This is a genomic window from Streptomyces sp. MB09-02B, assembly GCF_033794485.1.
In the GTDB taxonomy this organism is placed as follows: Bacteria; Actinomycetota; Actinomycetes; order Streptomycetales; family Streptomycetaceae; genus Streptomyces.
Genome location: NZ_JARGEE010000072.1, coordinates 1 through 15,755, shown reverse-complemented (window position 1 = coordinate 15,755; position 15,755 = coordinate 1). Strand labels below are relative to the sequence as shown.

Genomic DNA, 15,755 nt, shown 5'->3' with positions numbered 1-15,755 from the left:
ATCCATGCCCGAAGCAGCTTCCGTACAGGCCACCGTCGGCGACAGCGAGTTCGACCGGGACACCGAGGTCACCCGGCGGGCGCCCGGCGTCTACGACATCGACCTCTCCGCCGGCTGGACGATCATCGGCGCCGTCAACGGCGGCTATCTCCTGGCCGTCCTCGGTCGCGCTCTCGCCGACGCGCTCCCGCACGACGACCCGTTCACGATCTCCGCGTACTACCTGACCGCGTCCCAGCCCGGCCCCGCGGTCGTCCGCACGGACGTCGTCCGCACCGGCCGGACCCTGTCGACCGGCCAGGCATCCCTCTTCCAGTACGACGACGAGGGCCGCGAGATCGAGCGGATACGCGTCCTCGCCTCCTACGGCGACCTGGACTCCCTCCCGGACGACGTCCGGACGACGGCGAAGCCGCCCGCGATCCCGCCGATCGAGCAGTGCTTCGGCCCGCAGGACGCTCCCGGCCCCGTGCCCGGCGGCTCCGCCATCGCCGACCGGCTGTTCCTGAAGCTCGACCCCGCGACGCTGGGCTGGGCCCTGGGCGCGCCCTCCGGCAAGGGCGAGATGCGGTCCTGGTTCGGGCTCGCCGACGGCCGCGACGCCGACCCGTTCTCCCTGCTCCTCGCGGTGGACGCGCTGCCGCCGACCGCCTTCGAGATGGGTCTGAAGGGCTGGGTCCCGACGGTCGAGCTGACCGCGCACATCCGGTGCCGCCCGGCGCCGGGACCGCTCCGGGTCGCCATCACCACGCGCAATCTCGCCGGAGGTTTCCTGGAGGAGGACGCCGAGGTCTGGGACAGCGCGGACCGACTGGTCGCCCAGTCGCGGCAGTTGGCGAGGGCCAGGCTGTCGGACTGAGGCGCCGGGTGCCGGTCGTCGAAGGGCGTTGGTGATCGCTTTGCCGTTCGCTTTGCCGTTCGCACAGGGAGGGCACAGCGCGGACCCGAGAGACCCCCAGACCGCGTTGATTCGATGCCGCTCTCGAACTCCCTCGTCGTTCCAGGAGTTGGCTCTCACGAAGCGTGCACGTCTCGTCCCCGCCGTCGCCCTGCTCGCGGCCGCACCCCTCTTCCTGGTGGCGTGCGGCTCCGGCGACTCGTCGTCCACCTCGAACAGCGGCAACCCGGACGGGCGGCAGAGCTGTCAGCCGCCCTCGGGTGCACCCTCGGGCGCACCCTCCGGTCAGCCCTCGGGCGCGCCCAGCGGTGCGCCGGGCGGTGGCAGCCGGAACGGCGGCCCCGGTGACGGTGGTGGCTGCGGCGGTCCCGGCGGCGGTCAGGGTCAGGGCGGCCAGGTGCCGAGCGGGGCGCCGAGCGGCGCACCGAGCCAGGAGGCGTCGGCATCGGCGTCCGAGGACAGCTGACCGGCCGAGTGCGGAAGACGGAGGGCGCGCCCCGAGCACGGGGCGCGCCCTCCCTCGCGCGTGCGCGGAGGGGTGTCAGTCCAGCCAGTGGCGGCAGCCGATGCTGATCAGCCGCATCCGTCGGCCCGCCAGCCGGGTCACCCGCAGGCGCTCCTCCTCCGGCTGTTCCTGGGCCTCCAGGAACAGCGAGGCGGTGATCAGCATCTGATCGACGTACAGGCCCGCGAGCATCAGCCGGTCGTCGTCGCTCCACCCCGCGGTCTCCGGCCGTTTGGCCAGCTCACCGCGCACCTCCTCGGCGAACCGGGCCAGTTGGCCCTGGATGGCGTCCCGTACCGGCTGGACCCCGCCGTGCCGTTCGCGCGCGATGAACCGGACGTGTGCGGGGTACCCGTCGACGTGGCGGGCGATCAGATCCACGGCGCGCTCGATGAGTTCGTCACTGTCGCCCACCGCCGACATCAGATCCCCGAGCACGGGGTGCAGACTGCCGAGCGCCTCCTCGACCAGCGCGACACCGAGGTCGGCGGTCGACCGGAAGTGGCGGTAGAAGGCGGTGGGGGCGACGCCCACGGCCCGGGTGACCTCGCGGAGTCCCAGGCTGCTGAGGCTCTGCTCCTCCAGCAGGGCGAGCGCGGCGTCCATGAGCGCCCGCCGCGTCTTCTGCTTCTGCACCTGCCGGACGCCGAAAGTGTGACTCATGCCATGCAGTTAACAACTGTTCTCTGTAATTGCAAAGCCGGGGTGCGCGCTAGACTTGTGAGTCAGTGAACAACTGTAACCACAACCGTTCACCCAACTGTCACGAGAGGCGTTCCCACGATGTTGTTCCTCGTCGCCGCACTTCTGCTGCTGGGTGTCGTCCTGGGCACCGTGGCTCATGTGCCGCCGACCGTCTCCACCGTCCTGGCCGTCGGTATCGCCCTCTGGCTGGCGATCTTCGCGTACCGCGAGCGCCACGCCCGTCGCGGCCGCGGCACGCACTGACCGTTCACCGCCACCGCCACCGCACCGCCGAACGACCGTCCGCCGAGAACCCGTTGGGAGCAGACCGACCATGCAGCTCACCGCCGCACGTCAGCAGACCGGAACGACCATCACTCGCCCCCGAGGCCGTGACGCCGACGGCATGGCCGTCGCCTCCTTCGTCCTCGGCCTGTTGGGTCTCCTCGTCCTCAACCTCTTCCTCGGCCCGATCGCGATCGTCCTCGCGGCGGTGGCCCTCAAGCGCGGCACGACACGACGGGGCCGCGCTTTCCTGGGCCTCGGCCTGGGCGTCGCCGACCTGATCGTCCTCGCCACCCTGATGCAGACGACGAACACGGTGTCCTGGAGCATCTGACGGCAGAGACCGAGACCGTGACCGAGACCGAGGCCGGGACCAAGACCGAGACCGAGACCGTGACCGGGACCCGGACCCTGGCCGGACCGGGGCCCACTGCTGAGTCCGCCCGGACACGGCCCCGTAGAATCGGCTCACCATGGCTTACCTCGACCACGCGGCGACCACCCCGATGCTCCCCGAGGCGGCAGAGGCCCTGACCGCCCAGCTGAGCGTCACCGGCAACGCCTCCTCGCTGCACGCCTCCGGCCGCCGAGCGCGGCGCACCGTCGAGGAGGCCCGGGAGACCCTCGCCGAGGCCCTCGGGGCCCGCCCCAGCGAGGTGGTCCTCACCTCCGGCGGCACCGAGGCCGACAACCTCGCCGTGAAGGGGCTGTACTGGTCCCGCCGCGACGCCGACCCGGCCCGCACCCGGGTCCTCGCCAGCCCCGTCGAACATCACGCGGTCCTCGACGCCGTCCACTGGCTCGGCGACCACGAGGGCGCCACCGTCGAGTACCTCCCGGTCGACTCGTACGGCCGGGTCCACCCCGAAGCCCTTCGCGAGGCCGTCGCCCGCAACCCCGACGACGTCGCCCTGGCCACCGTCATGTGGGCCAACAACGAGATCGGCACGATCATGCCGGTCCGCGAACTCGCCGACGTGGCCGCGGAGTTCGGTGTCCCCCTGCATGCCGACGCGGTACAGGCCTTCGGTCAGGTTCCGGTCGACTTCGACGCCTCCGGGCTCGCCGCGATGACCGTCTCCGGCCACAAGATCGGCGGCCCGTACGGGATCGGCGCGCTGCTGCTGGGCCGCGAGTACAGCCCCGTACCCGTGCTGCACGGCGGCGGTCAGGAGCGCCATGTCCGCTCCGGCACCCTCGACGTCCCGGCCGTCGCCTCCTTCGCGGTCGCCGGCCGGCTAGCCGCCGAACAGCGGGAGTGGTTCGCCCGGGAGATCGGCACCCTGCGCGACGCCCTCGTCGAGGCGGTCCGTACGGCGGTGCCGGACGCCGTCCTGGGCGGGGACCCGTCCCCGGCGGGACGCCTCCCGGCCAACGCGCACTTCACGTTCCCCGGCTGCGAGGGCGACTCGCTGCTCCTGCTGCTCGACGCCCAGGGCATCGAGTGCTCCACGGGGTCCGCCTGCACGGCCGGCGTCGCCCAGCCCAGCCACGTCCTCCTCGCCACCGGCACCGATCCCGACCTGGCCCGCGGCACCCTCCGCTTCTCCCTCGGCCACACCTCCACGGAGGCGGACGTCGAGGCGGTGGCGAAGGCGATCGGCCCGGTGGTGGAACGCGCCCGCACCGCGGGTCTGAGCTGAGACCTCGTACCCCGTACGTGAGCTGACGGCGGGTCCGCGGTCACCGAGTCCGCTCGTCCCGGTGGTGCCGACGGCCCGGAGCGTCACGGCGTCACGGCGCACCGTGTCATCGCGTCCCGAGATCCATTGCCCCGGCTGTCGGAGTCAGGCAGGCGTCGACGTCCCGGTCTTCGCCGCCGCGCGCACCAGCTTCATGTAGCGGTCCCAGTCCCAGCCCTCGCCGGGGTCCGTGTGGTCCGTCCCCGGGACCTCGACATGGCCGAGGATGTGCTCGCGGTCGAGAGGGATGTCGTAGCGCGCGCAGATCCGGGCCGTCAGCCGTGCGGAGGCCTCGTACATCTCGTCGGTGAAGTCCTCGGGCTTCTCGACGAAACCCTCGTGCTCGATGCCGACGCTGCGCTCGTTGTAGTCGCGGTTGCCCGCGTGGTACGCCACGTCCAGCTCGCGGATCATCTGTGCGACATGACCGTCCTTGCGGACGATGTAGTGCGCCGCCGCGCCGTGCGCCGGGTCCTGGAAGACCTTCACCGCGCTGTCGAAGCTGCCCTGGGTGACATGGATGATCACCATGTCTATGCCGAAGTCGTCCGGCCGGTCCGCCAGGCGCCAGTTCGCGTCCGACGCCGCGACCCACTTCGCGCCCGTGTAGTCGACCTCACCGTCCTTGCGCGGCTTCGTGACCCCCGGCACCCGCCACCACGCGCGCGTCAGCTCGTCCCGCGCCACCACGGCCGTACCCACGGCGGCCACGGCCGTGCCGATGAGCAGCGCGCGGCGGCCGACGCGGCGGTCCGCGTCCCTGCCGCCGGAGGCGCTCGCGCCGCCGGTCCCGGAACCGTTCTTCGAAGCCCTTCTCGTTCCCACGAGACCGTCAACGGATATGCGCGGGCTCCGGTTCCCGGCGCCCCGTACCCTGGAAGGGTTATGACTGAGACCTCGCAGCAGACCCCGCAGCGCCCCCGCCCCCTCCGTGTCCTCGCCGCCATGTCCGGCGGGGTCGACTCCGCCGTGGCCGCCGCCCGCGCGGCGGAAGCCGGGCACGACGTGACGGGCGTCCATCTGGCGCTGTCCGCGAACCCGCAGTCCTTCCGGACCGGTGCGCGCGGCTGCTGCACGATCGAGGACTCCCGGGACGCCCGCCGCGCCGCCGACGTCATCGGCATCCCCTTCTACGTCTGGGACCTCGCCGAGCGCTTCCGCGAGGACGTCGTCGAGGACTTCATCGCCGAGTACGAGGCCGGGCGCACCCCGAACCCGTGCCTGCGCTGCAACGAGAAGATCAAGTTCGCGGCCCTGCTCGACAAGGCCCTCGCCCTGGGCTTCGACGCCGTCTGCACGGGCCACTACGCCCAGGTGATCGTCCGTGAGGACGGCACACGCGAGCTGCACCGCGCCTCCGACATGGCCAAGGACCAGTCGTACGTCCTGGGCGTGCTCGACGACCGGCAGCTCGCCCACGCCATGTTCCCCCTCGGCGACACGGTGACGACGAAGGACGAGATCCGCGCGGAGGCGGAGCGCCGGGGACTGGCGGTCGCCAAGAAGCCCGACTCCCACGACATCTGCTTCATCGCCGACGGCGACACCCAGGGCTTCCTCGCCCACCGGCTGGGCCGCTCCGAGGGCGACATCCTCGACGAGTCCGGCAACGTCCTGGGCACCCACGAGGGCGCCTACGGCTACACCATCGGCCAGCGCAAGGGCCTGCGCATCGGCACGCCCGCCCCCGACGGCAAGCCGCGCTACGTCCTCGACATCTCCCCGGTGGACAACACGGTGACGGTCGGCCCGGCCGCCGCCCTCGACGTCGACGCCCTGACCGCGATCCGCCCCCGCTGGTGCGGTGCGGCCCCCACGGGCCCCGGCACCTACACGGCCCAGCTGCGCGCCCACGGCGGCGAGACCGAGGTCCGCGCGGAGCTGGTCGACGACACCCTCCAGGTCCGCTTCACCGAGCCGGTCCGCGGCGTGGCCCCCGGCCAGGCGATCGTCCTGTACGACGGCACGCGCGTCGTGGGGTCGGCGACGATCGCGTCGACCACGCGCGCTGCGGCCGGGGTGGCCTAGGGCGCGTATCTGGTTGTGATCAATGGATGGTTCGGGTGAGGTCCTTGAGCCAGATCATCGAGGCGCGGAGGTGGAGTCCGGCGCGGTAGCTGTCCGGGCTCTTGTCGTACCGGGTGGCGACGCCTCGCCAGGCCTTCAGCTTGTTGATCAGCCGCTCGACGGTGTTCCGCTCCTTGTAAAGATCGGCGTCGTGACTGACAGGCCTACCACCCTTGCTGCCCTTCTTCTTCCGGTTGGTGGCCTGGTCCTTCTTCTCCGGGATGACCGCCTTGATACGGCGTTTGCGCATGTGGGCGCGGTTGCCGCGGGACGAGTACGCCTTATCCCCGGCCACCGCGTGGGGCCGGGTGCGGGGACGGCCGCCGGGACCGCGGACCCGTACCTTCCCCAGCACGGGGATGAACTGCGGGCTGTCGGCAGCCTGTCCCGCGGTCAGGATGAACGCCACGGGGCGGCACTTCCGGTCGCCGGCGACATGGATCTTGCTGGTCTGTCCGCCCCTGGAACGTCCGAGCAGGGCGGCCTTCAGCCGTACGCGGTAGTGGAGTCGATGCTGACGAGGGACAGGTCCACCTCGCCCCGCTTCGCGGCTTCCGCGATCAGGCCCTCAAGGAGGGCCTCGAACACGCCGACGTCGCGCCACTGCCGGAAGCGGTTATGGACGGTCGACCAGGCACCGAACTCCGCCGGCATCTCCCGCCATTGCCCGCCCGTCCTGAACCGCCAGATCACGCCCTCGAACTGCTGCCGCAGCCGCTCGGGGTACGGTCCGTATCGGCCGACCGGCAGGTACGGGCATATGAACTCCCACTCTGCATCCGCTAATTGCGCTCGCGTCACGCAGCCCGGCTTACCGGATCAAGCTCCAGCGGGAGAGCAAGTCCAGCGGAGTGATCAAAAATTCGACACATGCATACCTAGCTGGCTTGCAGAGCGACGAGGAGCCTGGTTCGCAGTAGCTCTACGGCTGGGGAGTGCTGGCCTCGGTGGGTGATGAGTCCGAGCCGGGCGTGCGTGGCGGCGTCGGTGAGCGGGACAGTCCGCAGGCCGGTGCCCTGTGTGGAGGAGGCGCTGAGAACGGCGGCTCCAGCACCGCGCTCAGCGAGGCGGAGCAGGGTGACCGGGGAACTGGCGTCGATGTCCACGCGTGGGTCGAGGCCGACCCTGTGGCAGGAGTCCTCGTAGGCGGCGCGAATGCCGGTGCCCGGGGAGAGGCAGAGGATCTTCTCATCCCAGAGGTCGGCGAGGCGCAGTTCCGTCCGGTCGAGAGGGTGCCCGGCCGGGACGACGGTGGTGATCGGCTCGTCGATGACGATACCCACCTCCAGGCCTGGGGCGACGTCGCCCGCGTAGCCGATCAGGGCCAGGTCCAGAGAGCTGGAGAGGACTTGGGTCTGGAGGTCGTCGGAGTAGCCCTCGTGAAGGCTGAGCTCGATGCCGGGGTGGGTGCGTCCGAGGTCGGCGACGGTGTCGAGGAAAGCCGGGATGGAGCAGCCCATGATCATGCCGAGACGGACCCGGCCGCGGACGGCATCGGCGAACTCGGCGGCGGTGTGCTGGATGGCCTCGAAAGTAGCGAGGGCGTTCTTCGCAAGAGGGAGAACGGCCTCGCCAACTGGGGTGAGACGGATTTGACGGCCGGAGCGGTCGAGCAGTTGCTGGCCCAGCTCCAGCTCCAGCTTGGCCACTTGGGTGCTGATGCCGGACTGGCTGACGTGCAGGCGATGGGCGGCGGCGGTGAAGGTGCCCTCGTCCATGACCGCGGCGAAGTAGCGCAGCTGGTGGATCTCCATATCCGGTGATGATAGATGCTATCTGATCTATCTGTTGGACGGATGGATTGGGCTGGTTGAAGGATGGAGGCATGACCAGGACGAAGATTGCGCGAGAGCTTGCCGAGACCTACTTCACCGCCTGGGAGGAGGGCGACTTCGAGGCCTTGCGGGGGCTGCTGGCCGAGGATGTCGACTTCGTCGGAGCGCTGGGAACGGCGTCAGGGGTTGAGGAGGCGCTCGCTGGGTTGAAAGGGCTCGGTCAGGTTCTGGAGAAGATCGACGTGAAAGTGCGGGTGACGGAAGGCGATGAAGTGATCACCTGGTTCGACCTGCACACAAGCGTTGCGTCGCCGACACCGACGGCGAACTGGATGCATGTGGAGGACGGGAAGGTCACCCGGATCCGGGTGACCTTCGACCCCCGCGGACTGCTGGCGGGATTCGAGAGGCGGAACTGAACGGGGACGACCTGGGCACCACGTTGATCAAGACCCAATACGTGCCCTAGAAAAGATCTTCGGGGCTGGCCCCGGAACCGCCGCCGTCATAGGCTTCCCCTGCGGATCGTCCGCATGGGTAAGAGATCGACGGGGCCGGCTCCCCGTCCGCCAGGAGGTCGAGGGTGCTCCTCCGTTTCCGGGTGGCGAACCACCGCTCGATCCGTGACGAGTGCGAGCTGTCGCTGATCGGCGCAGGGCTCAAGGAAGGCACCGTCCGGGACACCGGAATCGAGTATGACGACCGGCCGGTTCCGGGGCTCTCCGTCCTGGGTGTCTTCGGCGCCAACGCGTCGGGCAAAACCAACCTGCTCAGGGCCATGACCGACATGCGGGACGCGGTGCGCACGTCTTTCGCGGACTGGCCGAAGTCGCCGGGCGTTCCCCGTCAGCCCTTCAAGCTCGACCGCAAGAGCGCCGACGAAACGACCCTCTTCGAGGTCGATCTCGTGCTGGGCCGACACCGCAAGGTCCGTTACACCTACGGTTTCGAGCTGTCCGACGAGCGCGTCGAGGCCGAGTGGCTGCACGCCTACCCCGACGGCGAACGTCAGGTCTGGTTCGACCGGGAGGCGGGCCGGCCGGCGGCCGAGGGCCCCGAATTCGTCTTCGAGGGCCACGGCGTCGCGGAGAGTCGCCGCGACGACCTGGTTCGGTACACGCGATCCGACGCGCTGTTCCTCTCCACCGGGGCCACCCTCAACGACCCCGTGCTGTCGGCGCTGCACCGCTGGTTCCTCGACAACCTGTGGCTGGTCACGCCGGGCGAGGACATCACGGGGCGTACGACGTTCACCCAGCGCATGCTGACCGAGAAGAGCGCGAAGAACAGGGAGCGCGCCTACCGGGAACGGATTCTGCAACTTCTCGCCATCGCCGATCTGGGCATCACCGGCATCGACGTAGATCCCGAGTCCGGCGGTGTCCGGCTCAGGCACCGCACCCCGGACGGCGGGGACGTCCCGTTGGACTTTCTGCACGAGGAGTCGTTCGGCACCCATGCCTGGTTCGCGTTCCTGGGTCCCATGCTCACGGTGCTGGACAACGGCACGACGCTGCTGGTCGACGAACTCGACTCCAGTCTCCATCCCACCCTCGCCGCAGAGGTCGTACGGATCTTCCAGGACCCGAAGGCCAACCCGCACAACGCCCAGCTCGTCTTCACGACGCATGACGCGACCCTGCTCGGCAGCGCCGTACTCGACCGTCCGCTGGACCGGGAGCAGGTGTGGATCGCGGCGAAGGAGCGCTCGGGGGCGACCAGCGTCTATCCCGTGACCGCCGCCCACCCGGCCGAGGACGAGGACCTGGAGAGCGGGTATCTGCGAGGCCGCTACGGCGGTGTACCACGCGTCGGCGCGGGAGCGATCGCTCGTGAACTGTCCTGGCAGGAGGCGAAGGAAACAGCGTGAGCAGGCGGGGCGGACGGCAGCAGGACAACGGTGTCGGCGGTGCGACGGGGACGGGAGACGCGGGGCAGGCAGGAGAGGCGGGGACGCCACGCAGGCGCAGGGGGAGCAGGGACGACCGGTTCGCGCCGGTCCCGTACCGACCGCCGGTCTCGAAGGAGCAGCGGGTCCTCTTCGTCGCCTGTGAGGGCGAGGTCACCGAGCCGCAGTACCTCGACCACCTCAACCTCCGCTACGGGGACGGCGGGGACGGCGAGAGGCAGCCGTTCCTGATCCACCCGATCAGCGCGAAGAACGGTCTCATTCCCTCCAGAGCTGTAGCCGCCGTGCGCGACCTCAAGCAGGCCGAGGGCGAGGAGGCGTGGGTCCTGTTCGACAGGGACGAGCACCACGACATCCCGAAGGCGCTCAGGGAGGCCGCCGCAGCCAACATCCAGGTGTGCTTCTCGCACCCGTCCTTCGACCTGTGGCTGTTGCTGCACTTCCAGGCGATGAGCGGGCGGCAGAGCGGCAGCAACAAGGACATCGTGAAGAAGCTGCGGGCGGCGCACCCGGCGTACAAGTCCTTCGACGTGAAGAACGACAAGAGCGTCAAGGGCGACCGGCGCGACGCGCTGGACGAACATGACGCCGCGAAGAAGGCGGTCGCGCACGCCAGAAGCCTGGTCAACCAGTGCGAGCACGGCGGCTGCAAGGCCGACAACCGCAAGCCCAAAGCGGTGTCGCGCGGCAGCGTGCCGGAGTCCGACAGGAAGTGGGCCGCACGCTCCGGGCACGCGGAGGACTGCCCTGTCCTCAAGCGGGACCCGTCGACCGACGTGTGGCGGCTGCTGGTCAGCCTCGGCATCGTGGACGACCGGTCGAGGTAGCCGGACACATGGCCGAAAGGTGCTGGTCCTGCGGTTACCGCCCGCACCGGCCCGCCGTCTAGGCTGCCCTGGCACGATCGATCGACCTCCCGTCCCCCACTCTCCACCGAAGGACCGGCGCGTGGCCCGCATCACCCTTCCCCAGCTGGAACGGCACCTGTTCGCCGCCGCCGACATTCTCCGTGGCCGGATGGAGCCCTCCGACTACCGGGACTACATCTTCGGGCTGCTCTTCCTCAAGCGGGCCTCGGACGAGTTCCAGCCCGCCTGGGAGCGTACGTATCAGCAGCGGCTGAAGGAGACGGGCAGCGAGACGAAGGCCCTGCAACGGGCCGACAACCCCGATTTCTACACCAACGTCTTCTACGTCCCGCCGCGTGCCCGCTGGTGGACGGGCCCGCACGTGCTCGATCCCGACGATCCCGAGGTGACCGTCCCCGGGATCGAGGCGCTCACCGCCGAGACCAAGGGACCCGACGGCAAGGTCGTGCAGGCCGGCGAGTACCTCGACAAGGCGCTCGCCGCGCTCCAGGAGGGCAACTCGCGGCTGACCGGCGTCGCCTCCCACATCGAGTTCAACGCGGTGGTCGGCAACAAGCCGCGCTTCACCCCCAACGAACTGCTGTCGCTGATCCGGCACTTCAGCATCTACCGGCTCCGCAACGAGGACTTCGAGTTCCCCGACATGCTGGGCGCCGCCTACGAGTACCTGCTCGGCCGGTTCGCGGACAGCGCGGGCCAGAGCGGCGGCGAATTCTACACCCCGCGTTCGGTCGTCCGGATGCTGGTGCGCCTGCTCGACCCGCAGCCCACCGAGAGTGTCTACGACCCCTGCATGGGCTCCGGCGGCATGCTCATCGCGGCCCGCGAGTACGTCGAGGAGCACGGCGGCAACCCCGACGAGCTGGGCATCAACGGCCAGGACCGCAACCCCGCGTCCTGGTCCATGGCGAGCATGAACATGGTGCTGCACGGCATCCGCACGTTCGACCTGCACCACGGTGACACCCTCACCGAGCCGCTCCACCTCGACGCCGGCAAACGCCTGCTCACCTTCACCAAGGTCCTCTCCAACCCGCCCTTCTCCCAGCCCTACGACCAGCAGGCGGTGGCCGCCGCCGACGCCGTGCACGGCACGCGCATGAAGTGGGGCTGGGCGCCGGAGAAGGGCAAGAAGGCCGACCTGATGTTCGTCCAGCACATGATCTCGGTGCTGGCGCGCAACGGCGTGGTCGCCGTCGTCATGCCCCACGGGGTGCTCTTCCGTGGCGGCAAGGAGAAGGACATCCGTGAGGAGCTGCTGCGCGACGACTGCGTGGAGGCCGTGATCGGCCTGGGCCCCAACCTCTTCTACGGCGTCGGCATCCCCGCCTGTGTGCTCGTCCTCCGGCGCCCGCGCGAGAAGCCGGACGCCAAGCGGCGCAAGAAGGTCCTCTTCATCAACGCCGACCGCGAGTTCACGGTGGGCCGCAACCAGAACGAGCTGGGCCCCGAGCACGTCGAGAAGATCGTCACGGTGTTCAGGGAAGGGCGTGAGCTGCCCGGCTACTCGCGGTGGGTGGGGGTGGACGACCTCCTCGCCGAGGGCGCCAACCTCAGCATCCGCCGCTGGGTGGACAATTCGCCCCCGCCCGAGCCGCAGGACGTACGGGCCCACCTGTACGGAGGGGTGCCGGTCGCGGAGGTCGCGGGGAGGTCCGGACTCTTCGGGGCGTACGGCGTCGACGCGTCGACCCTGTTCGCGGCGCGCGAGGCCGACCCCGCCTACTACGACTTCCTGCCCGAAGGCCCCGAGGCCACGGTGGGGCGCATCGCCGAACTGGCGGCGGCGAAGGAGACGGAGCTGCGGACCGCGTACGCGGACTGGTGGGAGGAGGGTTCGAAACTCTTCGCCCAGCTGGCCGAGGACCGCCGCCTGATGGACCTGCGCTCCGGCCTCCTGGACGGCTTCATCAAGGCGATCGGCGCGGTCGGCGTACTGGACGAGTACCGGACGGCGGGCATCGTCGCCGACTGGTGGACGCACTCCCGATACGACATGAAGGCCCTGGCGGCGGGCGGTTTCGCCCGGGTCCTCGCAGGCTGGGTGGACTCGACCGAGGCGATCGTCCGACCGGCGGAGGGCGCGGTGATCACGAACACCTCGCGCAGGCAGACGGTGTCGGCCACCGACCGCCGCCGAGCGATGGACCAGCCGGTCGTACGCCACCTCATCCCCGAGTTCCTCCAGCAGTACGCGGTGGTGGAGGCGGAGGTCGCGACGGCGGACGCGGCCTACAAGGAGGCCGTGGACGCGCTGGCGGCGGCGAAGCCGACGGAGGACGAGGAGGAGGGCGACGCGGGGGACTCCGTCGAGTCGGCCGAGTCCGCCGAGCCGGTGTCGGACGAGGAACTCGCCCGCCTCGAGCGCGCGGTGGCGGCCTGCCGGAAGGCACGCACGGTGGCGACGAAGAAGCGCAAGGCGCTGGACGACGGGTTCCTGAAGAACCTCAAGGATGCGGCCACGGATGTCCTGGCGGACGAGGAGCGGACCCGGAAGATCGTCCTGGACATCCTGAACGAGGACATCTCGGGGCGCGTTGACGCGGCGTTCGCGGTGGGGCGGCGGGAGTTGGTGGCGGTGTTCCGCCGGTGGGTGGAGAAGTATGCGGTTTCGTTGAGCGAGCTGGAGGGGGCGAGCGAGGCGGCTCAGGGGGAGCTGGGGGAGTGGCTGGAGGAGCTGGGTTATGGGCGGTGAGGTGACGCTGGGTACATTGTTGGCGGACATTGAGACGGGCTGGAGCCCGGCCTGTGACGGCTATCCGCCCGCTGGTGACGAGTGGGGCGTCATCAAGGTCAGCGCGGTCACATCAGGGAGTTTCATTCCGAGCGAATCGAAACGTCTCCCATCGGGGCTTCTCCCGCGCCCCAACTTGGAAGTACGTTCCGGGGACGTCTTGGTAGCACGTGCCAATGGAGCGCGTGCCCTAGTGGGTGCCGTGTGCCATGTGGGACCCACACGTCGCAAACTCATGTTGTCCGACAAGGTCTTGCGCCTCCTTCCGCACGTCGGTCGCGCCGAATCGGCCTTTCTCGCACTGCTGCTGCGTTCCGAGGGCGTCCGGCGGCAGATCGGTAACTTGCTCAACGGGGGTACCGGTCAGAACAACATCTCTCAGGCTGACGTAAGAGACCTGGTTGTTCCCGACGTGTCTCCGGACCTACAGCGCCGGATCGTCGCCGCGCACGCTGCCTTCGAGCGGCGGATCGGGGCGCTGGAGTCGATGGCTGCCAAGAAAGCTCTGCTTCTCGACGCCTTGGTTGAGCAACTTGTGTCGTTCAGCGAGGAAGACCTCGTCCCTCTCAAGGACGCGGGCGTCGAGATCGACGCCGGTGTCACGCTCGGAGCGCACCGCGTACCGCATCTCCGGCCGACTGGTTACTTGCGTGTGGCGAATGTCCGCAAAGGCTGGATCGAAGGAGACATTGCTCAGCTGGAAGCGATGGAACGCGACCACCGGCGCTACTCCCTGACTCCGGGTGACCTTCTTGTCGTCGAGGGGCATGCCGACCCGGAGCAGATCGGGCGGTGCGCGATGGTCGGAGCCGAGCAGAGCGGGCTGCTCTACCAGAACCATCTCTTCCGGCTGCGCTTTGACGACGTGCTGCCCGAGTTCGCCATGCTCTGGCTCAACTCTCGTTCTGTGCGGGCCTATTGGAAGTCGCAAACTGCCACGAGTTCGGGCCTCTACACCATCAACTCAAGGCTACTTGGGGCTGTTCCGTTTCCACGTGCGAGTCGCGATACACAGCAGCGCGTCGTGGGGGTCTGGAAAGCTGAGAGCCGCACTCTCAGTTTGATGCGGCAGCGCATCGCGAAGCTTCGGTTGATCCAACGGGCGGTGGTCGAGGACCTGCTGCTGGGCCGGGCGGGGGCCCCGGTTACGTGAGTTGAGCCGCCTTGACGCTCCGCACCAGCGCCCCCAGGGCAGCCCGGTCCGTGGTCAGAACGCGGGCCGGGCTCTCGCTCTCCCGGAGAGCGATGCCTTCCGGGCCTGGCGCGGCTATCTCGACGCAGTTGTTGCCGCCCTCTTCGGAGAACGATGACTTGATCCAGCGCAGGTCGGACAACGGACGCACCTCTCACAGGTCGCGGATCACAGCACGGATTGCGTCCTGAGACGCCTGTGCTCCCAACGCTACCTTTTCGATGAGGTTCAGGCGCTTGCGGAAGTTCTCCAGCTGAGTGGGGGAGTCCAGGAAGATGGCGCCGCTGGGGGAGTCCATGTGGACCGTGTCCAAGTTGGGGTCTGCTGCTTCCGCGTACATGAGGGACTCACCAGCCATGGGGAACCCGCCTGCGGTGAACGGGATGACAAGGAAGGTGAGGTTCTCGTGGTCGCTGATCTCAAGCAGGTGGGTGAGCTGCGCGCGGGCGACCTTGGGGCCCCCGACCTGGATGCGCAGCGCTGCCTCGTGGATGATCCCGACGTAGGGCACCCCGTTGTCTCCCATGACCACGCGTCGGCGTTCCAATCGGTGGGCGACGCGTAGCTCGACCTCAAGTCGTGGCAGGGCGGGTACGAGCAGGTCGAAGAGCGCCCGAGCGTGCTCCTCGGTTTGGAACAGGCCGGGCAGGTGCGCGGTCTGTAGGGTGCGCAGCCCTGTCGCGTAGTGCTCCAGCTCGGAGACGTCCAGGAAGCCGGGCGGGATCTTGCCGCGGTATTCCTCCCACCAGCCCGTGGAGCGTCCGCCGGTCATGGAGGCCAACGCGTCGATCAGTGGCGGATTGTCGCATTCGTAGATGCTCGCCAGGCGACGAAGGCGCTCCTCGCTGATGCCGAAGCGGCCGGCCTCGACATTGGCGATGACCGTGCGGTCAGTGCTGAGCATGGCGGCAGCCTGAGGCGCTGTCATGCCCGCCGCCTGCCGCATCCTGCGCAACTCGGCTCCGAAACGGCGTTGTCGGATCGACGGGGTCTGCCTGGGTGCCATTGATCGTCTCTCTCTTCGCTCGCGCACAGTGTGCCGATCGCCGGGCAGCGGATCCACCTGAAAGCCAAAGTTAATCAGTTCTAGTGACTTAGGTAGCACGGTTATGTGATGCCTCCGTATCGTGGCGCACAGGCCCACCCCCGCCCCAC

Annotated in this window: 16 protein-coding genes and 2 pseudogenes; 11 read left to right on the top strand and 7 right to left on the bottom strand. The window is 69.3% G+C overall.

Annotated features, from left to right (window positions below):
- Positions 1–4: 4 nt before the first annotated feature.
- Both P1P70_RS13390 and P1P70_RS13385 read left to right on the top strand, forming a co-directional pair.
- Positions 5–859 carry a thioesterase family protein gene (locus tag P1P70_RS13390; protein ID WP_319237049.1) on the top strand — a complete coding sequence of 285 codons (855 nt, stop codon included), beginning with the start codon at positions 5–7 and terminating at the stop codon, positions 857–859.
- Positions 860–1,007: 148 nt separating this feature from the next.
- Entirely contained in the window at positions 1,008–1,364 is a 357-nt protein-coding gene (locus tag P1P70_RS13385) for a hypothetical protein (RefSeq protein WP_319237048.1), read from the top strand.
- Between the two features lie 75 nt (positions 1,365–1,439).
- On the opposite strand, the gene P1P70_RS13380 is transcribed toward P1P70_RS13385, so the two are convergent.
- Positions 1,440–2,066, bottom strand: coding sequence for a TetR family transcriptional regulator (locus P1P70_RS13380; protein ID WP_319237047.1), 627 nt, complete (start codon positions 2,064–2,066; stop codon positions 1,440–1,442).
- Between the two features lie 120 nt (positions 2,067–2,186).
- Here P1P70_RS13380 and P1P70_RS13375 point away from each other — a divergent pair, with 120 nt between their 5' ends.
- From P1P70_RS13375 to P1P70_RS13365, 3 genes are all read left to right on the top strand, one after another.
- On the top strand, positions 2,187–2,351 hold the full coding sequence (locus P1P70_RS13375; protein ID WP_319237046.1) for a hypothetical protein: 165 nt from the start codon (positions 2,187–2,189) through the stop codon (positions 2,349–2,351).
- A 70-nt stretch (positions 2,352–2,421) separates the two neighbouring features.
- The gene (locus P1P70_RS13370; protein WP_319237045.1) at positions 2,422–2,706 is read left to right on the top strand and encodes a DUF4190 domain-containing protein; all 285 of its coding nucleotides are present in this window, start codon (positions 2,422–2,424) and stop codon (positions 2,704–2,706) included.
- Positions 2,707–2,845: 139 nt separating this feature from the next.
- Entirely contained in the window at positions 2,846–4,015 is a 1,170-nt protein-coding gene (locus P1P70_RS13365) for a cysteine desulfurase family protein (RefSeq protein ID WP_319237044.1), read from the top strand.
- Between the two features lie 144 nt (positions 4,016–4,159).
- Here the strand turns inward: P1P70_RS13365 and P1P70_RS13360 are convergent, their stop codons facing one another.
- Positions 4,160–4,879 (bottom strand): peptidoglycan recognition family protein, encoded by a 720-nt coding sequence (locus tag P1P70_RS13360; RefSeq protein WP_319237043.1) that lies wholly within the window; start codon positions 4,877–4,879, stop codon positions 4,160–4,162.
- A 60-nt stretch (positions 4,880–4,939) separates the two neighbouring features.
- On the opposite strand from P1P70_RS13360, the gene mnmA reads away from it, so the two are divergent.
- A complete protein-coding gene (gene mnmA / locus P1P70_RS13355) occupies positions 4,940–6,082 on the top strand; it encodes a tRNA 2-thiouridine(34) synthase MnmA (RefSeq protein ID WP_319237042.1) in 1,143 nt (380 codons plus the stop codon).
- Between the two features lie 19 nt (positions 6,083–6,101).
- On the opposite strand, the pseudogene P1P70_RS45770 reads toward mnmA, so the two are convergent.
- The 3 genes and pseudogenes from P1P70_RS45770 to P1P70_RS13345 form a co-directional block, all read right to left on the bottom strand.
- Positions 6,102–6,614: pseudogene (locus tag P1P70_RS45770) on the bottom strand (IS5 family transposase); the annotation flags it as partial.
- A gap of 5 nt (positions 6,615–6,619) precedes the next feature.
- Positions 6,620–6,922: pseudogene (locus P1P70_RS45765) on the bottom strand (transposase); the annotation flags it as partial.
- Positions 6,923–6,999: 77 nt separating this feature from the next.
- Entirely contained in the window at positions 7,000–7,875 is an 876-nt protein-coding gene (locus tag P1P70_RS13345; RefSeq protein ID WP_319237041.1) for a LysR family transcriptional regulator, read from the bottom strand.
- A 71-nt stretch (positions 7,876–7,946) separates the two neighbouring features.
- Between P1P70_RS13345 and P1P70_RS13340 the strand changes: the two genes are divergently transcribed.
- The 5 genes from P1P70_RS13340 to P1P70_RS13320 all read left to right on the top strand — a co-directional run bounded on the left by P1P70_RS13340 (position 7,947) and on the right by P1P70_RS13320 (position 14,561).
- On the top strand, positions 7,947–8,315 hold the full coding sequence (locus P1P70_RS13340) for a nuclear transport factor 2 family protein (protein ID WP_319237040.1): 369 nt from the start codon (positions 7,947–7,949) through the stop codon (positions 8,313–8,315).
- 164 nt (positions 8,316–8,479) lie between these two features.
- Entirely contained in the window at positions 8,480–9,766 is a 1,287-nt protein-coding gene (locus P1P70_RS13335) for an ATP-binding protein (protein WP_319237039.1), read from the top strand.
- The gene (locus P1P70_RS13330) at positions 9,763–10,632 is read left to right on the top strand and encodes an RloB family protein (protein WP_319237038.1); all 870 of its coding nucleotides are present in this window, start codon (positions 9,763–9,765) and stop codon (positions 10,630–10,632) included. The genes P1P70_RS13335 and P1P70_RS13330 overlap by 4 nt, the downstream gene beginning before the upstream one ends.
- A 121-nt stretch (positions 10,633–10,753) precedes the next feature.
- The gene (locus P1P70_RS13325) at positions 10,754–13,369 is read left to right on the top strand and encodes a class I SAM-dependent DNA methyltransferase (protein ID WP_319237037.1); all 2,616 of its coding nucleotides are present in this window, start codon (positions 10,754–10,756) and stop codon (positions 13,367–13,369) included.
- A gap of 274 nt (positions 13,370–13,643) precedes the next feature.
- A complete protein-coding gene (locus P1P70_RS13320; RefSeq protein ID WP_319237036.1) occupies positions 13,644–14,561 on the top strand; it encodes a hypothetical protein in 918 nt (305 codons plus the stop codon).
- Here the strand turns inward: P1P70_RS13320 and P1P70_RS13315 are convergent.
- A complete protein-coding gene (locus P1P70_RS13315; RefSeq protein WP_319237035.1) occupies positions 14,554–14,742 on the bottom strand; it encodes a DUF397 domain-containing protein in 189 nt (62 codons plus the stop codon). The genes P1P70_RS13320 and P1P70_RS13315 overlap by 8 nt on opposite strands.
- Positions 14,743–14,754: 12 nt before the next feature.
- Complete coding sequence (locus P1P70_RS13310) at positions 14,755–15,606, bottom strand: helix-turn-helix transcriptional regulator (RefSeq protein ID WP_319237058.1); 852 nt, start codon at positions 15,604–15,606, stop codon at positions 14,755–14,757.
- Positions 15,607–15,755: the final 149 nt, after the last annotated feature.